Source organism: Mesorhizobium sp. WSM4836 (assembly GCF_055811815.1).
The window spans coordinates 1-18,442 of sequence record NZ_JBVVQF010000050.1; the positions used below are offsets into that span (position 1 = coordinate 1).

At 60.9% G+C, this 18,442-nt stretch carries 21 protein-coding genes and 2 pseudogenes; 10 read left to right on the forward strand and 13 right to left on the reverse strand.

The genetic code is table 11. From position 1 onward, the window contains the following. Positions 1-804 (forward strand): zinc-binding dehydrogenase (locus tag AC0L2P_RS31230; RefSeq protein ID WP_473507028.1); only part of this gene is annotated, 804 nt, incomplete at its 5' end. A 281-nt stretch (positions 805-1,085) separates the two neighbouring features. On the opposite strand, the gene AC0L2P_RS31235 is transcribed toward AC0L2P_RS31230, so the two are convergent. From AC0L2P_RS31235 to AC0L2P_RS31250, 4 genes are all read right to left on the reverse strand, one after another. Then, entirely contained in the window at positions 1,086-3,341 is a 2,256-nt protein-coding gene (locus tag AC0L2P_RS31235; protein WP_473507029.1) for a relaxase/mobilization nuclease domain-containing protein, read from the reverse strand. Continuing rightward, positions 3,338-3,658, reverse strand: coding sequence for a MobC domain-containing protein (locus AC0L2P_RS31240; RefSeq protein ID WP_473507031.1), 321 nt, complete (start codon positions 3,656-3,658; stop codon positions 3,338-3,340). The genes AC0L2P_RS31235 and AC0L2P_RS31240 overlap by 4 nt, the downstream gene beginning before the upstream one ends. Positions 3,659-4,238: 580 nt before the next feature. Next, a complete protein-coding gene (locus tag AC0L2P_RS31245) occupies positions 4,239-4,649 on the reverse strand; it encodes a hypothetical protein (protein ID WP_473507033.1) in 411 nt (136 codons plus the stop codon). After that, complete coding sequence (locus tag AC0L2P_RS31250) at positions 4,646-5,326, reverse strand: nucleotide-binding protein (protein WP_473507035.1); 681 nt, start codon at positions 5,324-5,326, stop codon at positions 4,646-4,648. The genes AC0L2P_RS31245 and AC0L2P_RS31250 overlap by 4 nt, the downstream gene beginning before the upstream one ends. A gap of 87 nt (positions 5,327-5,413) precedes the next feature. Here AC0L2P_RS31250 and AC0L2P_RS31255 point away from each other — a divergent pair, with 87 nt between their 5' ends. Then, positions 5,414-5,614: a hypothetical protein gene (locus tag AC0L2P_RS31255; protein WP_190234312.1), complete on the forward strand. Its 201-nt coding sequence runs from the start codon at positions 5,414-5,416 to the stop codon at positions 5,612-5,614. Between the two features lie 10 nt (positions 5,615-5,624). Further along, entirely contained in the window at positions 5,625-6,056 is a 432-nt protein-coding gene (locus AC0L2P_RS31260; protein WP_473507037.1) for a hypothetical protein, read from the forward strand. 407 nt (positions 6,057-6,463) lie between these two features. Here the strand turns inward: AC0L2P_RS31260 and AC0L2P_RS31265 are convergent, their stop codons facing one another. Genes AC0L2P_RS31265 through AC0L2P_RS31275 form a run of 3 tightly spaced genes read right to left on the reverse strand, consistent with a single transcriptional unit; the run spans position 6,464 to position 7,360 of the window. Continuing rightward, entirely contained in the window at positions 6,464-6,694 is a 231-nt protein-coding gene (locus AC0L2P_RS31265; protein ID WP_473507039.1) for a hypothetical protein, read from the reverse strand. A gap of 26 nt (positions 6,695-6,720) precedes the next feature. Continuing rightward, positions 6,721-7,035: a single-stranded DNA-binding protein gene (locus AC0L2P_RS31270; RefSeq protein WP_473507041.1), complete on the reverse strand. Its 315-nt coding sequence runs from the start codon at positions 7,033-7,035 to the stop codon at positions 6,721-6,723. A 55-nt stretch (positions 7,036-7,090) separates the two neighbouring features. Next, positions 7,091-7,360: a hypothetical protein gene (locus AC0L2P_RS31275; RefSeq protein WP_473507043.1), complete on the reverse strand. Its 270-nt coding sequence runs from the start codon at positions 7,358-7,360 to the stop codon at positions 7,091-7,093. A 391-nt stretch (positions 7,361-7,751) separates the two neighbouring features. On the opposite strand from AC0L2P_RS31275, the gene AC0L2P_RS31280 reads away from it, so the two are divergent. Beyond that, positions 7,752-8,294, forward strand: a complete 543-nt coding sequence (locus tag AC0L2P_RS31280; protein WP_473507045.1) for a helix-turn-helix domain-containing protein — start codon at positions 7,752-7,754, stop codon at positions 8,292-8,294. A 284-nt stretch (positions 8,295-8,578) separates the two neighbouring features. Then, complete coding sequence (locus tag AC0L2P_RS31285; protein ID WP_473507047.1) at positions 8,579-9,091, forward strand: hypothetical protein; 513 nt, start codon at positions 8,579-8,581, stop codon at positions 9,089-9,091. Positions 9,092-9,562: 471 nt separating this feature from the next. Here the strand turns inward: AC0L2P_RS31285 and AC0L2P_RS31290 are convergent. Further along, positions 9,563-9,887: pseudogene (locus tag AC0L2P_RS31290) on the reverse strand (DUF736 domain-containing protein). A gap of 484 nt (positions 9,888-10,371) precedes the next feature. Between AC0L2P_RS31290 and AC0L2P_RS31295 the strand changes: the two are divergent. Further along, positions 10,372-10,770 carry a WGR domain-containing protein gene (locus AC0L2P_RS31295; RefSeq protein ID WP_473507049.1) on the forward strand — a complete coding sequence of 133 codons (399 nt, stop codon included), beginning with the start codon at positions 10,372-10,374 and terminating at the stop codon, positions 10,768-10,770. A 170-nt stretch (positions 10,771-10,940) separates the two neighbouring features. On the opposite strand, the gene AC0L2P_RS31300 is transcribed toward AC0L2P_RS31295, so the two are convergent. The 5 genes from AC0L2P_RS31300 to AC0L2P_RS31320 all read right to left on the reverse strand — a co-directional run bounded on the left by AC0L2P_RS31300 (position 10,941) and on the right by AC0L2P_RS31320 (position 14,467). Further along, entirely contained in the window at positions 10,941-11,246 is a 306-nt protein-coding gene (locus AC0L2P_RS31300; RefSeq protein WP_473507051.1) for a DUF982 domain-containing protein, read from the reverse strand. Positions 11,247-11,604: 358 nt separating this feature from the next. After that, a complete protein-coding gene (locus AC0L2P_RS31305) occupies positions 11,605-11,916 on the reverse strand; it encodes a DUF736 domain-containing protein (RefSeq protein WP_125000731.1) in 312 nt (103 codons plus the stop codon). A 688-nt stretch (positions 11,917-12,604) separates the two neighbouring features. After that, complete coding sequence (locus AC0L2P_RS31310) at positions 12,605-13,531, reverse strand: ArdC family protein (RefSeq protein WP_473507053.1); 927 nt, start codon at positions 13,529-13,531, stop codon at positions 12,605-12,607. Positions 13,532-13,833: 302 nt separating this feature from the next. Then, complete coding sequence (locus tag AC0L2P_RS31315; RefSeq protein WP_473507055.1) at positions 13,834-13,977, reverse strand: hypothetical protein; 144 nt, start codon at positions 13,975-13,977, stop codon at positions 13,834-13,836. 217 nt (positions 13,978-14,194) lie between these two features. Then, positions 14,195-14,467, reverse strand: a complete 273-nt coding sequence (locus AC0L2P_RS31320; protein WP_473507057.1) for a hypothetical protein — start codon at positions 14,465-14,467, stop codon at positions 14,195-14,197. 350 nt (positions 14,468-14,817) lie between these two features. Between AC0L2P_RS31320 and AC0L2P_RS31325 the strand changes: the two are divergent. The 4 genes and pseudogenes from AC0L2P_RS31325 to AC0L2P_RS31340 all read left to right on the forward strand — a co-directional run bounded on the left by AC0L2P_RS31325 (position 14,818) and on the right by AC0L2P_RS31340 (position 17,767). Then, a pseudogene (locus AC0L2P_RS31325) lies at positions 14,818-16,469 on the forward strand (MFS transporter). 209 nt (positions 16,470-16,678) lie between these two features. After that, positions 16,679-17,098 (forward strand): hypothetical protein, encoded by a 420-nt coding sequence (locus tag AC0L2P_RS31330; protein ID WP_473507059.1) that lies wholly within the window; start codon positions 16,679-16,681, stop codon positions 17,096-17,098. A 245-nt stretch (positions 17,099-17,343) separates the two neighbouring features. Beyond that, entirely contained in the window at positions 17,344-17,520 is a 177-nt protein-coding gene (locus AC0L2P_RS31335) for a hypothetical protein (protein WP_473501012.1), read from the forward strand. A gap of 4 nt (positions 17,521-17,524) precedes the next feature. Further along, the gene (locus AC0L2P_RS31340; protein ID WP_473501011.1) at positions 17,525-17,767 is read left to right on the forward strand and encodes a DUF982 domain-containing protein; all 243 of its coding nucleotides are present in this window, start codon (positions 17,525-17,527) and stop codon (positions 17,765-17,767) included. Positions 17,768-18,442 lie beyond the last annotated feature (675 nt).

An 18,442-nucleotide genomic window follows, 5' to 3' on the forward strand; every position in this document is an offset into this window, starting at 1 on the left:
GGTCTGATGTCAGGGGGTGGGGTCGGGGAAGTGATCACATCTGAATCCCCTGATTTCAAGCCCGGTGACATCGTCGTGAGCGACTATTTTGGATGGCAGCCTTTCACCACAATTCCTGCGTCTTCAGCCAAACTTGTAGCCGCTACCGACGCCCCAGTGGAAGCCTCGCTCAGCTTTCTGGGAATGCCGGGTCTGACAGCGTATTTTGCGCTACTCAAGACCGGCGATCCGAAAGAAGGGGAGACAGTCTTGATCTCGGCGGCCTCTGGTGGGGTAGGGCAGATCGCTGGGCAAATCGCGCGGATCAAAGGACTCGACCCAGTCGCAGTTGCCGGCACCGATGCAAAACTGGAATGGTGCAAACAGCTTGGATACCGCGAATGTGTCAACCACCGAACGTCGGCTGACTTGGTGGCCGACGTCGCGGCTGCATGCCCAAACGGAGTAGACTTGTTCATCGACAATACTGCGGGACCTATCCATGATGCGGCGATGCTAAATCTCAACACCTTCGGTCGAGTTGTCGTTGTCGGAACGGTCGCTTTAGCTGATCGATTTGATCAACCCGATATCGGTTTGCGGCATCTCAGGAAAACCCTGATCGCCCGCGCTCGGATCGAGGGGTTCTTGCTTGATGACCATGAAAGCGAATTTGAGACAGCAAAGGCCGACCTATTATCCTGGTATAAGCAGGGCCTTTTCGAAACCAGGGAAGACGTCATTGAAGGGATTGAAGCAGTTCCGTATGCCTTTGTCCGCATGATGAATGGAGAGAATTTCGGCAAACAGTTAGTGAAATTGTAAAAAATCAATCGTTTCTAACCATGAAGGGCCAGCATTTCCCGCTGATGCTTTTCACGCCCTTGCAGACGAGCTACGGCGCCGGTCGACGGCCTACGCGTCCACCGGGCCAAATGCGCTTGAAGATCGCCCAGCTCTCAAGCCGGCGCTGCGACGCTCCAGAGGGCTTAGCAGTGTCTCGTAAGTAGCACTTCGGAGCCCAAGCTGGGAGCAAGCCCCAAGCCCATTGCTGAATTCAGGCATGTCTCTGTCTCGCAACGGGCTGCGGTTGCGGCCCACATGCTTTAGCGCTCGTATTCGTCGTCCTGGCTGCGCTGTGTCTTGCGGTCCTGTTCCTCGGCCTGCCGGCCCTTTTGCTTGGCTGAGTCTCTTTGCTGCTGAACACGCCGTCGCGCCTTCTCGGCCTGCGGTCCCGAGGTCTCGGGCTGACGCGTATCGTCTCGGGCCGGCAAATCGCGGCCACGCGCCTCCCTTTCAGGCGCGGCTTCGCCGGCCCCGCCTGCACCCTTTTGGTGCTCGAACTGGAGGCGGGCCAGTCGATCGTGCATCTTGTCGTTCACGCCATCGCGGTATTGCTCGAAACGCGTTTGCTCGGCGTTGGGGAGGGTGTCCCGCATCTGATCCAACGCCTGGTTCACACGCGCCATCTTCTGCCGCATTTCCAAAGGTGTCTGCGCCATTTCGGTAGCTCCTATCAGCCTGGTCAATTCTTTCATGCCGGGATGGGACAAGAAGGACGAGGTCCGTCCCGGTCCCCCGCCGCCCCTGGAGACAGCGGCTGCCGGCTTCTCGCCTCCCCTGTGCGCATGAATCTGGAGGACAGTGTTGCCGATCGCCTCGGCTGCAGTCAGCGCCTGGCCGGTGATGCCGGCCGACCGCATCACGGCGGCCGTCTGCTGCCACACGCCGGCGATCGCTCCGCCATTGGCGACGAGCAACCCGCTATCCATTCGACGCTGTCGTTTGTCCTCCACGCGCGCGACAGTCTTGTCACTGACCTGATAGCGCGCATCGTGCTGCGCGCGCTTGTAGGCGCCCGCATGTTCCTTTGTGTACGGTCGGCTCATTGCGTGATCGTACCGGCGGGTCGCGACCATCGCGATGCCGTGTTCGCGCGCCTTCTCCGCGTACGCTTCCCGCCAGGCGTGGAGGTCCGCCTTGTAGAATGTCAGCCGCTCACCGTCGGCCGACCGCGCCTGCACCATGGCGTGGATATGGACGTGCCTGGTCTCGGCATGATGTGCGAGCACGAATTTGTGCCCCGGAGCGCGTTCTTCGAGCACTGCCCGCGCGGCCGCCAAGACCGCTTGCGCGTCCGTACCAACCCGGGCAGAGAAAAGCAGGTGATAGGCGTTGCGCCGCTCCCGGCCGGAAAGTTGTGGCCGCCATTTCTCAAAAATCGCCGCGGCCGCCTTCGTTGGCTGTTTGCTGGAAACCGCCTGTCCATTCGCCTGGCGAACCTGCTCGTGCGATCGAATGAATTTTTGCAGAAAATATTGCGCCTTACGCTCGTTGCCGACGGCAGCCGTCACTTCCGCTGCCGCGCGGATGCCGGCCTTCCCCATGGCTTCGCGCAAGCCGGCTTCGATCTTGTCGAGCGCTTTGCTGCGTGAATTTGCCCGCCCAGCGGCTAAGATCTTGGCAAGTGGTCCGGCGCGTTCTCCCGTGTGGCCATAAACGGCGACGCTGTCGCCCGTGCGAGCATAGACGAACGGCTTTGATCCGAAGGCCGCGTTCAAAGCCTCGCCAAGCGCTTCGTCCGTGACGTCGCCGGCGAGCTCGAACCGCACCTCGATGAAATTCGTATTCTCAAGCTGCGCCTGGAATGTCTCCGTGAATTGGTGCAGGAAGCCGCGACGGTCCTGGGCATTGGCCAGCCCCTGTCCGCTATCGGTGAAGATCTCGATATCGCGCTTCTCGCCCTGTCCATTGGCGCGTGTGCCGATATAGGCGAGCAGGGCGCCGGCCTGTTTGCCATTGGCCGCGCTGGACAAGACCTTGAACACCGCCGGCTGCGCGCCGCCGGCATAGGCCGCTCGCGCCGCAACCGCCCTCGCCTCTCGCGTCGACCGCGCGAAGTGTCGAGTGGACGGGAGCGCGCCCGACCTTCCGCCGCCCCCGCCACGGCGCCGCCATTCTTCTTCCTCTTCCTTGACGAAGGCGCCCAATGCGAGATCGAAAATCGCTATCGCCCCTTTTGCGTCGCTGGATGAACGCAAGCTCCCGCTGGTGCCCACAGACAGCGGTATAGCGCTGAGCGGTCCTCCTCGGCCAGCGGAGGAAACCGGCGCCTTTGCGACGCGTGCGCTCGCTCCCAGGTGCGTTGCGCTCGCCGTCGGCCATTGCCCACCAGCCATAGGCGAAGCCGCGCGGGCCGGGGCGGCGCCGCTCGCATGGATGTTCATCGCTTGACGATCGGCCGTCTCCCGACCAGCCGCTTGCAAATGCTTACCCTCCTCAAGCTCCTCGAGATCGCCAGCGCCCGGCATCCGCAAATAGCGTTCGATCTCGGCAGCATATCCGGCGAGACGGCCGCTCATGCCTTGATCTCGCGCCGCTTGCGCGGCCTCGCAATCATCGCCTTCAATTCTTCGCGGAACCGACGCACGAGCTCGCTAACGGCGATCAAGGCGCGCTCGAGGTTTTCGTCATACGGCACCCGGCCCTCGTTCATCGCGCGGACCGCCTGATTGAAATTCACACCGACACGCCGAAGCTGGTCGGTGGCCTCCTCAATGGACGGTCGCAGCTCCCCCGTCGCTGCCGGCAGAAAGCCCGCCTCGGTGCGGACAAGGCGGCGAACGACTTCGCTGACCGTCACCGACTCCCCGTCAGCCATAGTGCGCAGCCGCTCCAATTCGACGCTCGAGAAGCGCACATGCAGGACTTCGCCATAGCGCCGGGATGCGTTCTGCGTTTCTGTTTGGCCGTTGTTGGGTCTCATCTTCAAGCCCGCTTGCGGGCGCTAAGGCCCTTGGGCCGCGCCGCCTCTTTTCGTGTGTAACACAAAAAAGGCTATCCTGCCAAAGACAAAAAACAACATCACCAAAATATCTTTGCGGTGGTACGCTAAATAACCCCAGCTTTCATTTCCAAATCATCTGCACATGTTAGCAAGGAAACATGCTCACCGGAAACATATTGCATCGTCAACTTATCGATAAGCCACTTTCGCGACATGTTTCTTTTTCAGGATGTTACCTTGCTGCGGAATCATCATGCTAACATGGAGACAGATCGCAGGAGCAGGGAACGTGAGCTGGCGCGATCGGGATCGCCGCGACCCCCGTGGGTTAGGTAAGGCGGATAAACCGAGGCATGCGACCGAGGCCGACGGGCACGGCCGATTTGCGCCGGGCCGAGCATCGATGGCCGGCCCCGGTTGCGTGGCCTCGAGCGTTCTCTGCAACCGCGGCGGATGCCGCGGGCGGGCTGACCTAATCGTTCGGCAGCTTGTGCTTATGGATCCTGATGTAGTCCTGCACCGCCTGGCGCAGCAACTCGGTCATGCTGTGGCCGTTGCTGATCGCGAGCAGCTTGAATTGGCGCTGTTCGCCGGCCGTAAGGTAATAGCCGCAGCGCACCATTTCCTCTTCGCGAATCTTCTTGCCGGCAACCGGATCCTTCTTCTGGCCCTGTCGCAGCATTTTGCGGAAGTCCGGCCGAGCTGACGCTGGCGCAGCTTCCACCTCCGATGCCGCCGCGGATGCGGCGGCAAGCGCCTGAGGGGCGGGATCGGACTTGGGAGCGATAAACATGCTCGGAAGCGCCGGCGGCTCAGTGGAGATCGCTCGCACCATCCGAGCCTTTTTGTCGTCTTGCGTATCCGGGGTGCTGTTCTCGTTCATGCGGCCTTCCTGATTGCTTCGGTGAAGGTCTTGAGGACATCGTCGAAAACCCCTTCACTTTCGGCAATCGCCTTCGCGTCGGGCTGATCTGGGCTGTAGAGTGTCTGGCCGCTTTGCAGGTCGCGATAGGCGACACGGTTTTGCAGCGCATGGTCGGCGATCGGCGTGCCGTTCGCCTGAATGATTGCGCGCAGTTCGCTCAAGGCTCTCGCCTTCGCATCGATGATGGTCTGTTTTGTCAGGACAAACACGGCTGGCAGCGGCCGGCCGCGTGTTTCGACCGCAAGCGGAATGTAGTGCTCGGTGATCTGGATTGCGGCGGTCACGTCATCGAGCGCGAAGAAGATCGGCATCACGACGATATCGGAAGCAAATAGCCCGGCCATGAGATTGTCGTTCGTGGTGCCTTCGGTGTCGATCAGCACCACGCTGCGCTCGCCATTATGCAGTTCTGCCGCCTTCAGGATCTCGCGCGGCGTCGTGGCGCTGACCAGCTGGAGTGTCTCGGGACGATTGCCGGCCTCCTTGAGCATCTGGGCCCACCGGCTCATGTTCTGGCGAACGTCGCCGTCGATGAGTGTCACCGCGTAGCCGCGCTTAAGGGCGACGGATGCCAGCGCGCGCAGCAGGGTCGATTTGCCAGTGCCACCTTTGGCGATAGCGGCAGATATGATCATAACTCGGGGGTCCTTCGATGAACCGCTTTTATGCCAACCGCCTGCCCGGCAATTGTCATACCCGAACCCGAAGTGTAGTGTCAATTTATGAGCGATCAACCGGACAGGACAGTGATGTTCAGGGCAGCTTTGGCCGAGATCTCGACGCGCGACGGCTGCGAGGCCGCGCTGGATGCGGCAGCCGCCACGCTGGCGCATTACAGCGCGCTTGCCTCCGTCGGCATGATGCGCCAGCGCGAGCTGATCTTGATGGTGCCGAACAGTAAGGTATGCGGAACGGATGATTAGGGCAGTATTGGTGGCCGTAGCGGCGGCGGCGAGCCTCGGCGCCGCCGCTCTAGGTGATCAGTCCAAGGAGGCCGGCAGTAATCCGATGTGGCCCGCGGGACTGCGATGGGATTGCGCTACGGCAGCAAAAATCGTGTGTGAACGCGACGGCTCCTGCAAGGTCGCAAAAGGGGATGCTTCATTCCTGCTCAACTACGACAACAACAATATCGAGTTTGCCAGCGGCGATGTGCGCATCAAGCGGCATTATCAGCAAACGGTGCAGGCAAGCCCTCTCCAAAGCGAGGTCAAGGTGGAGCTTGCCGACAACCGCGTCATCTGGCTGACGGCGGTGGACGCCAGTCGCACTTATTCCGACGCCTGGGTGGGTGCCCTCACTGAATTGAAGGGTGGCGCCGTCCTTTTGGAATCCCAAGGCGTCTACTGCACCCCACATAAATGAGCGTCGCGAACCGGGCCCCGCGCCAAGCGCTGCACGGCTTCTGTACAGCCGGAACCGCCAGCGGCCCGTTCTCTCCGGCCTCCGCCGTCCCTACGGCGCTATTGGAGGCGCGCTCCGGCTCCGGCTCTTTGGGCATGGGAATTGCGGCGACACAAAAGAAGATCCTTCGATGGACCCGATTGCGGGTCGAATAGTCCGGTGCCACCAGCGGCGATCACTGCAGGAAGGGTTTCGAGGGTTTGCTGATCGACGCCGGAACTGAACAAAACCAGATGTTCGCTAGCAGACAATTATTGCAGCTGTACCGCTTGCCAGCCATCAGGTCCCCTGGAGAACGCGACCACGCCATCACCTTCGTCTTTCCAGGCAGTGCGAAGCTTGTACTTCACGGTGCATTGCACGCCGGGTCACACGGCGTTCTTCGAGCACTTTCCGATGCGCAATGTCGCTTGATCAGTATTTTTCGCTCGCCGGAAAGCGTCCAAAGCCTCGGCCGGCGATGGAATCTCAAGGCCGGCCGCGACCAGATTCGCACACAGCGCCGGCTCGGACGCAATCGCCGCGGAGAGCTGGTCTTGAGCCGGATAGAATGCGAGCGTGCCGCCTATGCCGACCAATGTTCCGGATGCTGCCGCCATGATAAGGGCCCCCGCATTGAACATGATTACGGCTTCGGAAAAACGTTGAACGTCGACGCGATAAGGTCCGTCGTATAGACGGTCTCGCCGTTGCGTTTGAAAGAGTTGTTGCTTATGCGGCCTTCGACCAAGACGACATCGCCGGGCTTGGCGTTCTCCGCCACCCAGGCGGCTTGCTTCTCCTCCAGGACCGTTACCTGGACCCAATCAGTGGCTTCCCTGGCAACGCCTTGTTCGTCGCGCCAATTGCGGTTGGTGGCAATGTTGACCCTCGTGCTTTTGTCGAAGGGCGCGACCGACCCGACATTGCCATGAATGGTGAACCTGTTGACGCTTTTCATCGGGGTAACTGCCTCTTTTCCTAGCACTAATTGAGCCGCCCGGGGTGACTCGGGATCATGGTCTGCTAAGGTTGAACCAGGTGCGCTGCCGCAGCCCGTTCCCGTCGTCGTAATCGATGTAGTAAGGCTTCGCGCGGCGCGGGCGTTGAATGTCGTAGTAGGTGGTCGTTCGATCGTTATGTGCTCCGCTGGAGACATGAGTAAGCTGAACCGGCACGGTGCGGTCGCCGAGTTGGATGGTTCCCGTCGGACTTCCGTCGGCCTGACCATGCCGCGCTCCAAAGTTGGCAGGCTGACTGAGATCGCCAGCCGCGATTCGGCACATGCTAGCCTGCCCTTGTCCTGGGCGGTCGCTGGCCGGCGCGTAAGGGGACCACCCCTGCGGGCAGGCCTCGTAAGGATCATAGCGGGCCCCGGACGAATTGGCCTGCGGACAAGTCGGCCACGAAAAGCCCGGCAAGTCCATGGCGTCGATCAGCCGATCTATCGGCGGGTGACAGGAGGGCGTGCCCTGCCAGTCACCAGACAGACAAAGCAGGACTTGGCAGCCCCACTCGGATGCGAATGCTTGGGAGGGAACAGACCCGGCGCCCGCGATCGCGGCAGCGCCCATAATGAGACATTTGAGCATGGTGATGGCTCTTTTCTTCTGAGACTTTTTGACACTTTACTATGGTTTTTGGCCCGGGAAAAGGGCAGACCGAACAGGCGGGTTCGTGCGCATACATAGATTCATGCTGCCAAACGAAGCGGGCGAGGTGAACAACCCGCTTCGGGACAATATCGCCTGGTACCTCGAAACCGAGCGCCGGAAGCGAAAGCTTCGCCATCAACACATGGCGGAACTGTTCAAAACGTCGCCGGGTCAAGGACTGGCATACCGCACCTATATTCGTATCATGAGAAAACGAAACAACGTGACGCTGCGCACGGTCGAACAGATGGCCCAGGCACTGCAGGTGTCGATCGCGACACTTCTGGTCGGCGACGCCGAGCTGGAACCATGGGCGCACAAGCTCACCGAAAAATCGATCCGCGAGCGCCTTGCCGACATCATCAACAGCGAGCGTGACCGCCGCAATCTGCTCCGCTATCAAATGGCGGAGCTACTGGGCGTCTCGGAGATCACTTTCACCAAGCTTGAGCGCGCGGCTGGCAATATCAGTGTCGACACGATCGCCGCTGTCGGCGAGGCGCTCGGCCGCGATCCGGCAATCTTCCTGTTTCAGGAATCCGACAGCCAGCACCAACCGGCCTGATTTGGCGCGACCGATCGCCAAGGCTGCTTCAAAGACAGCCTCGTGCAGCCTTTAGGGGTTCCGCGGCAAGCGTGGTTTTGGCGGCTAACGCGTCAGCCGATCGGCGATGCGTGACTGGGGAATGGCTTCGACCCGTCCGGGGGCCAGTCGGGTCGGCTGTTAAACGGTCTTTTGCTATATTTATTGCGGGAGCTTCCTGTGGACGCCGCTTTTTTGAAGGCAGTCGGATAAAATTTAAGGCCGAGATTGGGCCGAAATTTCGCAATCCAGGCGATCTGACGCCGATGCACGACAACAATGTGATTGGTGAGGTTCCTGGCTCGCCATTGCCTGCGCTCGGTGACGCGCAGCAAGCCGAGCGTGCCGGCTTTGCGCAGCGCATTGCGCACCGTTGTCGGCCCGACGCCGGCGCGATCGCCGATTTCCTTTACCGATCGGTCGCAGTTGCCGTGCTGCCGGCAGTCGGACATGACAATGTAGAGTGCCGCGCTTTCGCCTTCGGTGAACTCGCCGGCGAATTCGGGCCGGATAGCCTGCATGCGGGCGAGACGCCGCTTTCGCTGCCACCGTACGGGATCTCGGGGGCTGTGGCCAGCCTCGCGGCGGCTACGCTCGCTGCGCGGGCGTTGCGGATACCAGAAGCGAGGCAGCGCACGACCATCCGCGCGGTCCTTCTTGAGGTTGGCGCGTTGTCGGTCAGCCTTCTCGCAGAGCCGCTCCGCATCGTCCTCGCCCAACGATTCGTCGCCGTAGAGCTTCCATATCTGGCGGCAAAAATCGTCCAGCTCGGCCAATGACCGAATGTTCGTGAGCCATAGGCTCAACGTTGAATAGAGATCCATTTCTTTCCTCTCGCCATGCCGTGCAAAGCCGTGGCGCGGAAGCGCAATTCTCTTGCAATGTCGGGAAAGACGGGCTACGGTCTCACAAAATCTTCGGGCGAGATCAGGAGCGCCAACTCCTGTAGCCTATTCCCTCGAAAAGCCGGCCTCCGCGCCGGTTTTTTTGTGCTCGATTTTTTCCTCCGTTCAGACTCACTCGGTATGATTGCAAGGCGGAGCATACAAAGTAAAGTATCAAAAAAATCCGCGAGCGGGTCGTTGAGATCGCCGCCTGACAGGCAAGAATCGCGCGGGCATGCCTGGCGTTCGGTTCTTGCGGTTTGCCCGAAGCCGCCTCATGGCGCGTCAAGCTATCGATCTGAGGCGCTGAGTAGCTGGGCGATCTGAATGACGCCCCGTTGTTTGCGGGGCGCCATTCGGTGTTCGTCAGTCGCCGTTGCGACGGTTCGGCCGAGACCAGATGAGGCTGTAGCTCTGACCGCCTTCGTCGTGCGACGAGGTTGGCGTAGATTGGGGCGGTGAAGCTCGGATCGTCGAGCTTGAGGCCCAGATAGGCGCGGCCCTCGTTGGACTTTTTGGACCAGCCGGCACCGAACTCGACTCGACCAACGAGCACGCGGTGGCTGGGTGCGTTTTCGCCGCTGGCGCGCGCATTGGGGACGATCCGGACCTTCTTGGCCTGGAGGGAAAGCGTGACGATCTCGCCGTTGAATTCTTCGCCGGCCAGCTGGAAGTTGCCGATAGTAGCCATGTTCGTGTGCTCCTGACTGGTTTGTCCGAAGCCGCCCTGTGCGGCCTCGACAGCGGTCGTGAGACGACGGTCCGGCCGACTGCATCCACTGGGCCGCAGCGGAGCGGAGGACGGCGGAAGCCGAGCTTGTTGTCTCGCGAGGAATGCGGCGAAGCCGCAGGGGAAGAAGGTCGGCGAAGCCGTTGCAGGCAAAGGCCGGGCCGGCGTCAGACCAATCTTAAGAAGGCCGTTCAGTGAGGGTCCGGGCATCCGTTCCAGAAGAACGATACTGGAGATATCGGAATGTCGCCATGCATCCGGCACAAGCGGCACGATGATGCCGCCACGCCGCCAAAGGTTCAGGCGATGAGAGCAGTCTTGACGACGACGATTAACTCCGCAAAGGGGCCGCCCACCTGGTTCCGCCGGTCTGATAGACTCGGGGGCCGAATTGCTGCGCGCTAACGTCGTGACGGTCCGACGCGTGCGCCTTCGATCATGCACAATGGGCGACGAGCTTGCTGGCCACTGCGGTGATCATGACTTCCTGAAGCACCGCGCCGCACCCATAACCGCAATGAATCGGTCGAGCCGGTTGGATTCAAAGAACTCGTTGGACGCCGCTTCCAAGCCAAGTGAGACTGCGGCCATGGGAAACGAAGAGGCAGGGCCCGTTCATCTTCGACGCATCGACCCATCGCAGAACATGCGGCGATTTTATATGGTTGCGATCCAACCGACTTTGTTCGGCGGAGCATCCGTCATTCGCAACTGGGGCCGCATCGGGACCAGCGGCCAGTCGATGATGGAAACCTTCGATAGCGAAGACGGTGCGGCCACCGCATCAATGAAGCTTCAGCGCGCCAAGCGCCGGCGCGGATATCGCGACTGTGATCCGGACTAGCGCTGGCGACATCGCGCAAGATCGCAGGCCCTAAGGCCAACTCGATGCCTCGGCGGCCAGCCGATCGCCATAAGCACTGTCATCCCTGTTTTCCGGAATTATCGGCGATGATGGAGATTCTTCCGCTCTTGTCCGCGATCGGTGAAAATCTGAACGGAATGCCCCCAAGCTTAGCTACAACCCAACCTGTCCCTACGCGCGCCGCTTTTTGCAGGCGGCGATCCACTGCATGGCGGAGATTGGATCTTGGCGACCTGCCTGGCGAAATCGATAAAAGCATGGTGTGCGGCGCTTAAGGGTTTGTGCCCATCCTCTGCGTCATAGCAGGCCTGAAGGGCGGTCTGGTGGATCAGATCTCTTTGATCCTCGGGCCAGTCGCTGAGGAAATCGATGGCGTCCGCGAGGCTCGCAATCTCTTGCACGATATAGGTCGCACGCTTCACGAAAATGGGGCTGCCGAACTCCTCCGCATCCATGCGCTCCTCCCAGTTCACGAACCACCGCTTTGGACGAGCATTCCGCCCCGCAACCATCGCAAATGTGCTGTCGGGACCGAGACGGTTCAAGGGGCGCGATGGGAGATCTCTCGTTGGCGCAGGTGCCTGGGGGACGGTGGCAGGATCAGGGCATCAAACGTGCGTAGCAGAATGTTGCGGCGGGCAGGCAACAGCGAGGAACATCGACAATCCGATAGCCCGCGTCCGCTTGCCGTCTCGGCGAGACGGCGAGGAGCAGCACCCCCGAAAGGCGGCGCTTGGTGCTCCTTCCGCCTGCCGACGTTCGCTTGGGAACGGCCGAAGGCCCCGCCGTGCGGCGGAGCCCTCGTCGAGGCGATCAGTCCCGGTTGGGGCGAGACCAGATCAGCTGCAGGCCTTCCTCGCCTTCCACCTCGATCAAGGTGGCGTAGATCGGCGCGGGGAAGCTCGGGTCGTCCAGCTTGACCGAGAGGTAGTCGCGGCCCTCGTTGGAGACCTTCTGCCAGGCGGCTCCCAGTTCGACGCTACCCGAGTAGACGCGGAAGTGAGGGCCCTTGTCGGAAGGGTTCTCGACGCGGATCAGCTTGGCCTTGACGTTCAGGTTGAGGGTCTTGATGGCGCCGGAAAAGCCGGCGTTGCCGTTTGAGGTGAAAGTGCCGATGGTAGCCATGATGTCGTCTCCGTGAGTTTCTCGGGCCGCGACCACCGCGACTCGATAGCGGTCGACAGACCGGAGGCGATCGGCCCGCACCCACCGGGGTCCCCGTTGCGCGTGCGCAATGGGGTGGTCCTTAGGGCCGGAACGACAGTGAAGGGCAGCCAGGACGAGGCTTTCTTGTTCCGCGCGGAATGATGGTGAAGCCAGCAGGGGAAGAAAGTCGCGGCGGCTGTTGCGGGCTTAAGAACGAGGCGCAGCGTAGCGAAGACGGCCTTCGGTCAGACCAGCCCCATCGAGGACGCAGGTGGTGCGCCCTTCCATGAAACCGCCGGCCAGAGGACAGGCGAACCCTAGCGGCATGATCACCGCAACCGCAGCCACGGTGAGGCGCCATCAAACCTCCCCGTCACGCATCATGGAAGAACGACGGACAACCACAGCCGGAAAGGGACGCACCCGCCCCATCACTTCGGTCGGTTGACGACCGGCCGACTGGCGAAACTCCGAGGGTCCGGCATCTGCCGCTTAAGGATGGATGGCCGCAAACACGGTCATGGAAATACCCTATCCCGGGCGGGACGTCGGCAGGGGCCGGCTGATCTGGCTCGGCCCGCTGGGGTACTACCCGAACTGACCGGGTGCCAATGGCGGATCCTCACCCGGCTGCCTCAACCCCCGACATGGATCGGAGAATGCAGCCTCATGCAGCCTCCGGGCTGTGCGTCGCATTCGGCTGGAGATCATGCAGATAGTTGACCGCACGCTGGGCATGGGCCGCCGCGGCAAAGATGAATCGCTTCTCGTTTCTGAGAATCTCAAGCCAGCTTGCCAGGTAGCTGGCATGATCCGGCCGCGGCTCGAGCTCTGGCACGATGCCGAGGTCAGCTGCTAGAAAACAGCCGCCGAGGTCTGCCACGAGCTCTTCGTGGGCCCGGAACTCGCGATCCTTGTGATAACGTGAGAGGTTGCGATCAAGCCGGTTTTCCGAGCCGACCCAATGGGTCATTTCGTGTCCGAGGGTCGCATAATAGCTGGGCCCGTCGCGGAAACTTTCGAACGGCGGCATTTGCACAATATCGAGAGCCGGATTGAAATACGCCTTGTCGCCACCGTGGCGGATGACGGCTCCGGTGTTTGCGAAGAAGGCATCCGCATGTTCGATCCGTTCCACCGGATCTGACACCGGCGCGGGATTGCCGTAATACTGCGCGGGCAGGGCTTCGATCTGGTCGGCGCAAAACACCGTATAGGCCTTGAGGAACGGAATCCCGCGCTCGACCTCTTCGCCATGGGCATCGGTTTCGGTGCGTGTGATACGGCTGGCGTAGACAACCATGGAGCCGGTCTCGCCTTTGCGGACACGACCGCCCAGCTCGACGCTTTGCTTGAACGTCATCCAGGTCGGGGAAACAAAACCCCTCGAAACCGCCTCCGACCAGAGAAGCAGGGTATTGATCCCCTGATATGGCAATCCATTGTGGCGCAACGGGCGCGTGATACGCCCCGTAGTGTTCGCTGCGCTCCACGGCTTCACCCACGGCCGCACGCCCTTCTCCAGCTCCGCGACGATGCGGTCGGTGATCTTCGCGTAGATATCGACGCGGGTTTTGTTGCTCTTCCTGTCCATTTCCGGACCTCCGTTCGAGGCCGCGCCAATCGCGGCCGTCACGAGGTCCGACAGCGCAAGGACCGCAGGCCCGCGAACCCGCAGAAGAGCAACCGGAAGGAAGGGAGACGTCGCTTGAGGGCCGCAACGTTAGTGGAGGACGGCGAAGCCGTTTAGCGGAACGAGGACCGGAGCAGGACCAACATTCGTGACGGCCGCGATTGGCGCGGCCGCACGAGGTGGTCTTCCTGCTTTTCTCATCTATTGCTTAGGAGAACCACCGTTGAGCACCGGCTTCGATGGATCAGTCGTCGACCAGCCAGTCAGGCAACGGTCACCAGACCCATCTGCTGGATCTCCTCCATCAGCACCCCGCGAGCAGCACGAATTTCAAGCGCAAATTTTGGAGGTGAGAGGGATGCTCGGCGTTCCTGCATAGCTGCATTGCACAAAATGTGTTTGCGCATCACACAGCCTTTAGCCATTAAGGCTAAAGCTGATAGACGCGATGGTTTCCTCCCAGTTGCATCGCAATCGGCTGTTCCCCTCTGGAGGTTTTGACCTTCACACCTAAAGGGCCCTCGGTTTTCCGATGGCCCTATTTTTTTGGTGGTGCAACGTCATCCTTGGTCACTGTGCGGAACGCGGCGTGATCGCCGCTGGAGCCATCAGAGGCTTTGGCTGTCATTTCTGCCTGGCTGTATCGACCCCTCCCGACAAAAGTCTGACCTTTGCCAGCCGTCTGCGGGCAAGCGTTCGCGCCAACAGTTCAAAGCCACGTCCGTAACACTCAACAACGAAAGACAGCGTCATCAGATCGAGCAGAAATTCGTCGATCGCATGTGTGAGCGCATCAGACCTTGGTTTGAATTGAAGCAGCAAGGCGCGCGCCTCTTCGATCGCGGCCGGGCAATCGTCTGCGTCTATCAGTGCGTCAAGCCTGTCAAGGATCTGCAAGCGCGCTCACTCTCCCCAAGCCACACTCAGCCGCATCGGACGCCGCTGGTGAGTGAGTTTTCAACGAAAGAACATGGTCGCGTCTCGCGAAAAGGCATCGCTCGGCAAGGTGCCCGTTGATGAAGCATGCCGCGTCAAACGACAAGCAAGAATCCGGGCCCCACCCAGGCGATGTCTTCGAAGGCGAGGTGGAGTCGGCTCGGGTTTGCGTCTCGGCCGCAAGACACTGGTCAGAACCTGTGGCCGCATTCGGCGGAGGCAAAAGAGTTTCTCTCAATTCTACCAGCCGCCACGGTTCAGTCGAGATTACATGCGAGACGGCCGATACCGGAAAGCAAAGGCTCGCAAAAATGAGTAGAGTGGCTGGATCAGTTGAAGATTTGGCTGCACCAAAGACGTTTGCGCCACTCACGCAGCCGACCTTTCGTTCGATCTGGCTTGCCACCCAGGTCTCTTCTCTCGGCTGGTTAATGCAGACTGTCGCCATCAGCTGGCTGATGGCAACGATCTCGACCTCCGATCTGATGGTGGCGCTGGTCCAGGCCTCATCAAACCTGCCCGCTTTCATTTTGTCCGTGTTCGCGGGGGCTCTCGCCGACAACTTCAGCCGTCGCCGGGTCATGTTCGCCGGCAGGTGCCTTATGGTGATAGGCTCTGCAATGCTAACCGCTGTTGTGGCGCTGGGCTTTGTCAGTCCGTGGATGATCCTCGGCTTCAGCTTCCTGATCGCATGCGGGGGTGCTCTTCACGATCCCGCCTGGCAGGCCTCGGTTGGCGATATCGTCGACCGCCGCGATGTCCCGGCTGCCGTGACCCTGCTCTCCGTCGGCTTCAACACGGTCCGGACCGTGGGCCCGGCGCTCGGCGGCATCGTGGTTGCCTCGTTTGGGCTTTTGGCAGCTTTTACCGTGACCACCCTCACCTATCTGGTCCCTCTGGGCACAATATGGCGCTGCAAGTGGAAGGTTCGTTCTTCGCCTCTCCCGCGCGAGTCGATGAGGACGGCGATCTATGACGGGCTGCGCTTCACGGCGATGTCTTCCGAAATCAAGGCGGCGATCGCGCGCGGAACCCTCTTTGGCCTGGCAAGCATCGCCATTCTCGCACTCCTGCCGCTAGTAGTCCGCGATCATCTGGGCGGCGGACCGCTCGCCTATGGCACGCTCATGGCAGGCTTCGGGACGGGCGCCGTCTTCGCCGGCATCTCCAACGGCACATTCAGACGGAGCTTGTCGCAAGAACGTCTGATGAAGCTCGCGTGCGTCGCCTGCGCGGCCTGCTCCCTCTCCCTTGCACTGACCTCTTCGATTCCGGTGGCCGCACTTGCGCTCGCCTTGGGCGGCGCCGGCTGGGTCACCGCCTGGTCCGGGGTTGGCGTGAGCGTGCAGCTGGCGAGCCCGCGCTGGGTCGTGGGGCGCACGATTTCGATCTAAACTATGCATTGATAGATGGCGGCATCGCGGCCGGCAGCTGGGTATGGGGCACGGTCTCCCAAAGCCATTCCCTGACCTGGGCGCTGGAGGGTTCCGCTGGAGCGCTGCTGCTCGTCGCCGCAGCTGGCATTCTGTTTCCTCTACGCGAGCGCCGCGAGTCCGAGCCCGATCCTTTGGAGGCATTCGACGCCCCAGCTGTCGCTCTCAATTTGAAGCCGAGAAGCGGTCCGATCGTGGTCAAGGCCGAATATCTGATAGCCGAGAGAAATGTCGAGACCTTCCTTGAGCTCATGCGGCAGCGCAGGCATGTCCACAGCCGCGTCGGTGCTCGGAACTGGACGCTTCAGCGCAATCTGCAGAAGCCCATGCAATGGACAGAGACATTCCGCACGCCGACCTGGACGGACTACCTTCGCCTCAACCATCGTCTCACGGAAGTAGACAAGGAATTGGACGAGCGTGTCTCCCAGTTGCACGCGGGCGAGGAAGCGCCTCAATTGACGCTTTCGATTGAGCGGCCGACAAGCTCGCCCCGCAAACGCGCCATCCTCCCACTTCCCCGTCATTGAAGCCTGACCGTCACGTCTAGGCACCAGCGATTGCTAATGTTGATACTGCTAATGGTCATGGCGAACGCGTAACAACCAGCGGGATTCGTGCCGGAAGCGGACACCATGAGGGTGCTGGCTGGATGTGGACAATGCGTGGAGGCGGATGGACGACGGCGCGCGATGGGCTTAGACGACGTTCGCAATCCCCCAAGTCCGCCGAGAGCACTATGAAGCAACAGCGACCCTTTGTCGTCGAGATCAAACAGAAGCGTGGCCTCGTAAAGCGGCCAGAGTCGATCTGGGCCGGCATCGACCTGGCCGCCCTCGCGAACGATGAAGCGAACACGAAAGGTGCGGTCGCTGAGGCGACGCCGCGGCCGATTGGTCCTGGCGAATATCTTTCCCAGGCCGCGTTCACCACCTCTGAAGAAGTATCCCAGGCCAAGGACATGATCATGCCCGACGTATCGCTTCCTGAGCCCGCAACGGTTGAGGAAGCGCCGGTTCCGGATGCATCGCACACTCCGACTGGAGACCGACGAACTCGCCGCAAGAAGCGGTGGCAGAAAGATGTGCCTTTGCCGCGAGGTGAACGATGGAAGCGGCGCCTGCCGGGGGCGCTGCGCCAGAGCCGGGCTGAGCGGTAGGTCGACTGTTCAACGGCCCAGAAGGAGAATAAAAGCGCGTGGCTGCGGCCTCTGGCGCGCTAACCGTTGTGTGAAGCGAGACTATCTGAGCGTCCCTGGGGTAGCCAGCGGCGGAACCGAAGGGGGTAGGGGGGTCTTCGCGCGGGCCAGTTATCCGATCCCCCGCTCAGAAATTTTTACCAAACATTCCCGAGGAACAAATCTGTTCGCCGGAAGGTTCGGTCTTATTGGGACGTAGGCCGCCCATGCCTGAAGTCGACAAAACAAAACAGAAGGTCATCGCCGAGGTTGTGCGGCGGTGGATCACCTCAGAGGTAATCCGCAATTACCTTCGCAACCTGCTAAATCTGCCTGTAGAACGGGAGCTGTCGGCTGAGCAAAGGGACTTGCTGCAGGAACTTGATCGGGCCGACAAAGAGTGACTGCATGGCGCTCCATTGGTTCTCCCCGCCGGTCCCTGTCAGGACCGAGGGTAGCGGTTCGACGCGCAAGGTCAGAAACGCTGAAGCAGCCGCTGAGGAACTCCTGAAGTGGACCAACCATGGCCTTCAGTGGGACCTCGCGGTGCGCGTCTGCATCGCTGTGATTTCCGACCAGATGGAACCTGAGGAGGCCCGGAAGGCATTCCTGGCTGCCGCTAAGGAGCAGGGCACGTTAGTTCCCCCGTAGGGTGAGGCCCGCCACCGAGAGGAATTGGCGGCGGAACCCAACAGTGGCTGCGCCGAGAAGGATCGACCGCGTTAACCGGCGGGCCCCTGCATTTGTTCCCCAAATGCGTGAGGCGCTACAACCGAGTTGGGCAGCCAGCTCTGCTCTAAGTTCATCCTCATGGCAACCGGCCCAGCATCCCGAACCAATTTTGTACGATTCTTACTCACCGTTGATGCGGGTCATGGCGAGAGTATCATCCCCATCGGGGTATCCCTGGGGAGGGTTGGATGAGCCTGGTGCAAAGAGTCAGTCCAGTTCTAGATCAAGTAATCTTCGCACTCATCAATAGGGCGGACCGCCGCGACACCATCTCGATCAAATCGGCACTAGACGAAGTTCGGGAGTCTGCGGCTTATTTGGTGGCATCTGACGACGAACTAACCGAGGCGATTGTCGAGGCAGCAACTGCCATGGGCCTGTTCGTGTGTTTCGACGGTCGGAGTAGCTGTCCTGCGCAAGCCAATGGTAGGAACAGCCTATGACTAGTAGCAGCAGCTCCATGAGTGGCATTGCCTATCCTGGCGACCTGATTCTCTTGAAGCAGGTCTTTGATCGGGTGTGCGCCGAGGAAGGTATTCCAGTAGGAAGCGAGCAGGCGGAGCGCCTGAGCGTGAGCGCAATGGAACTCTTCTC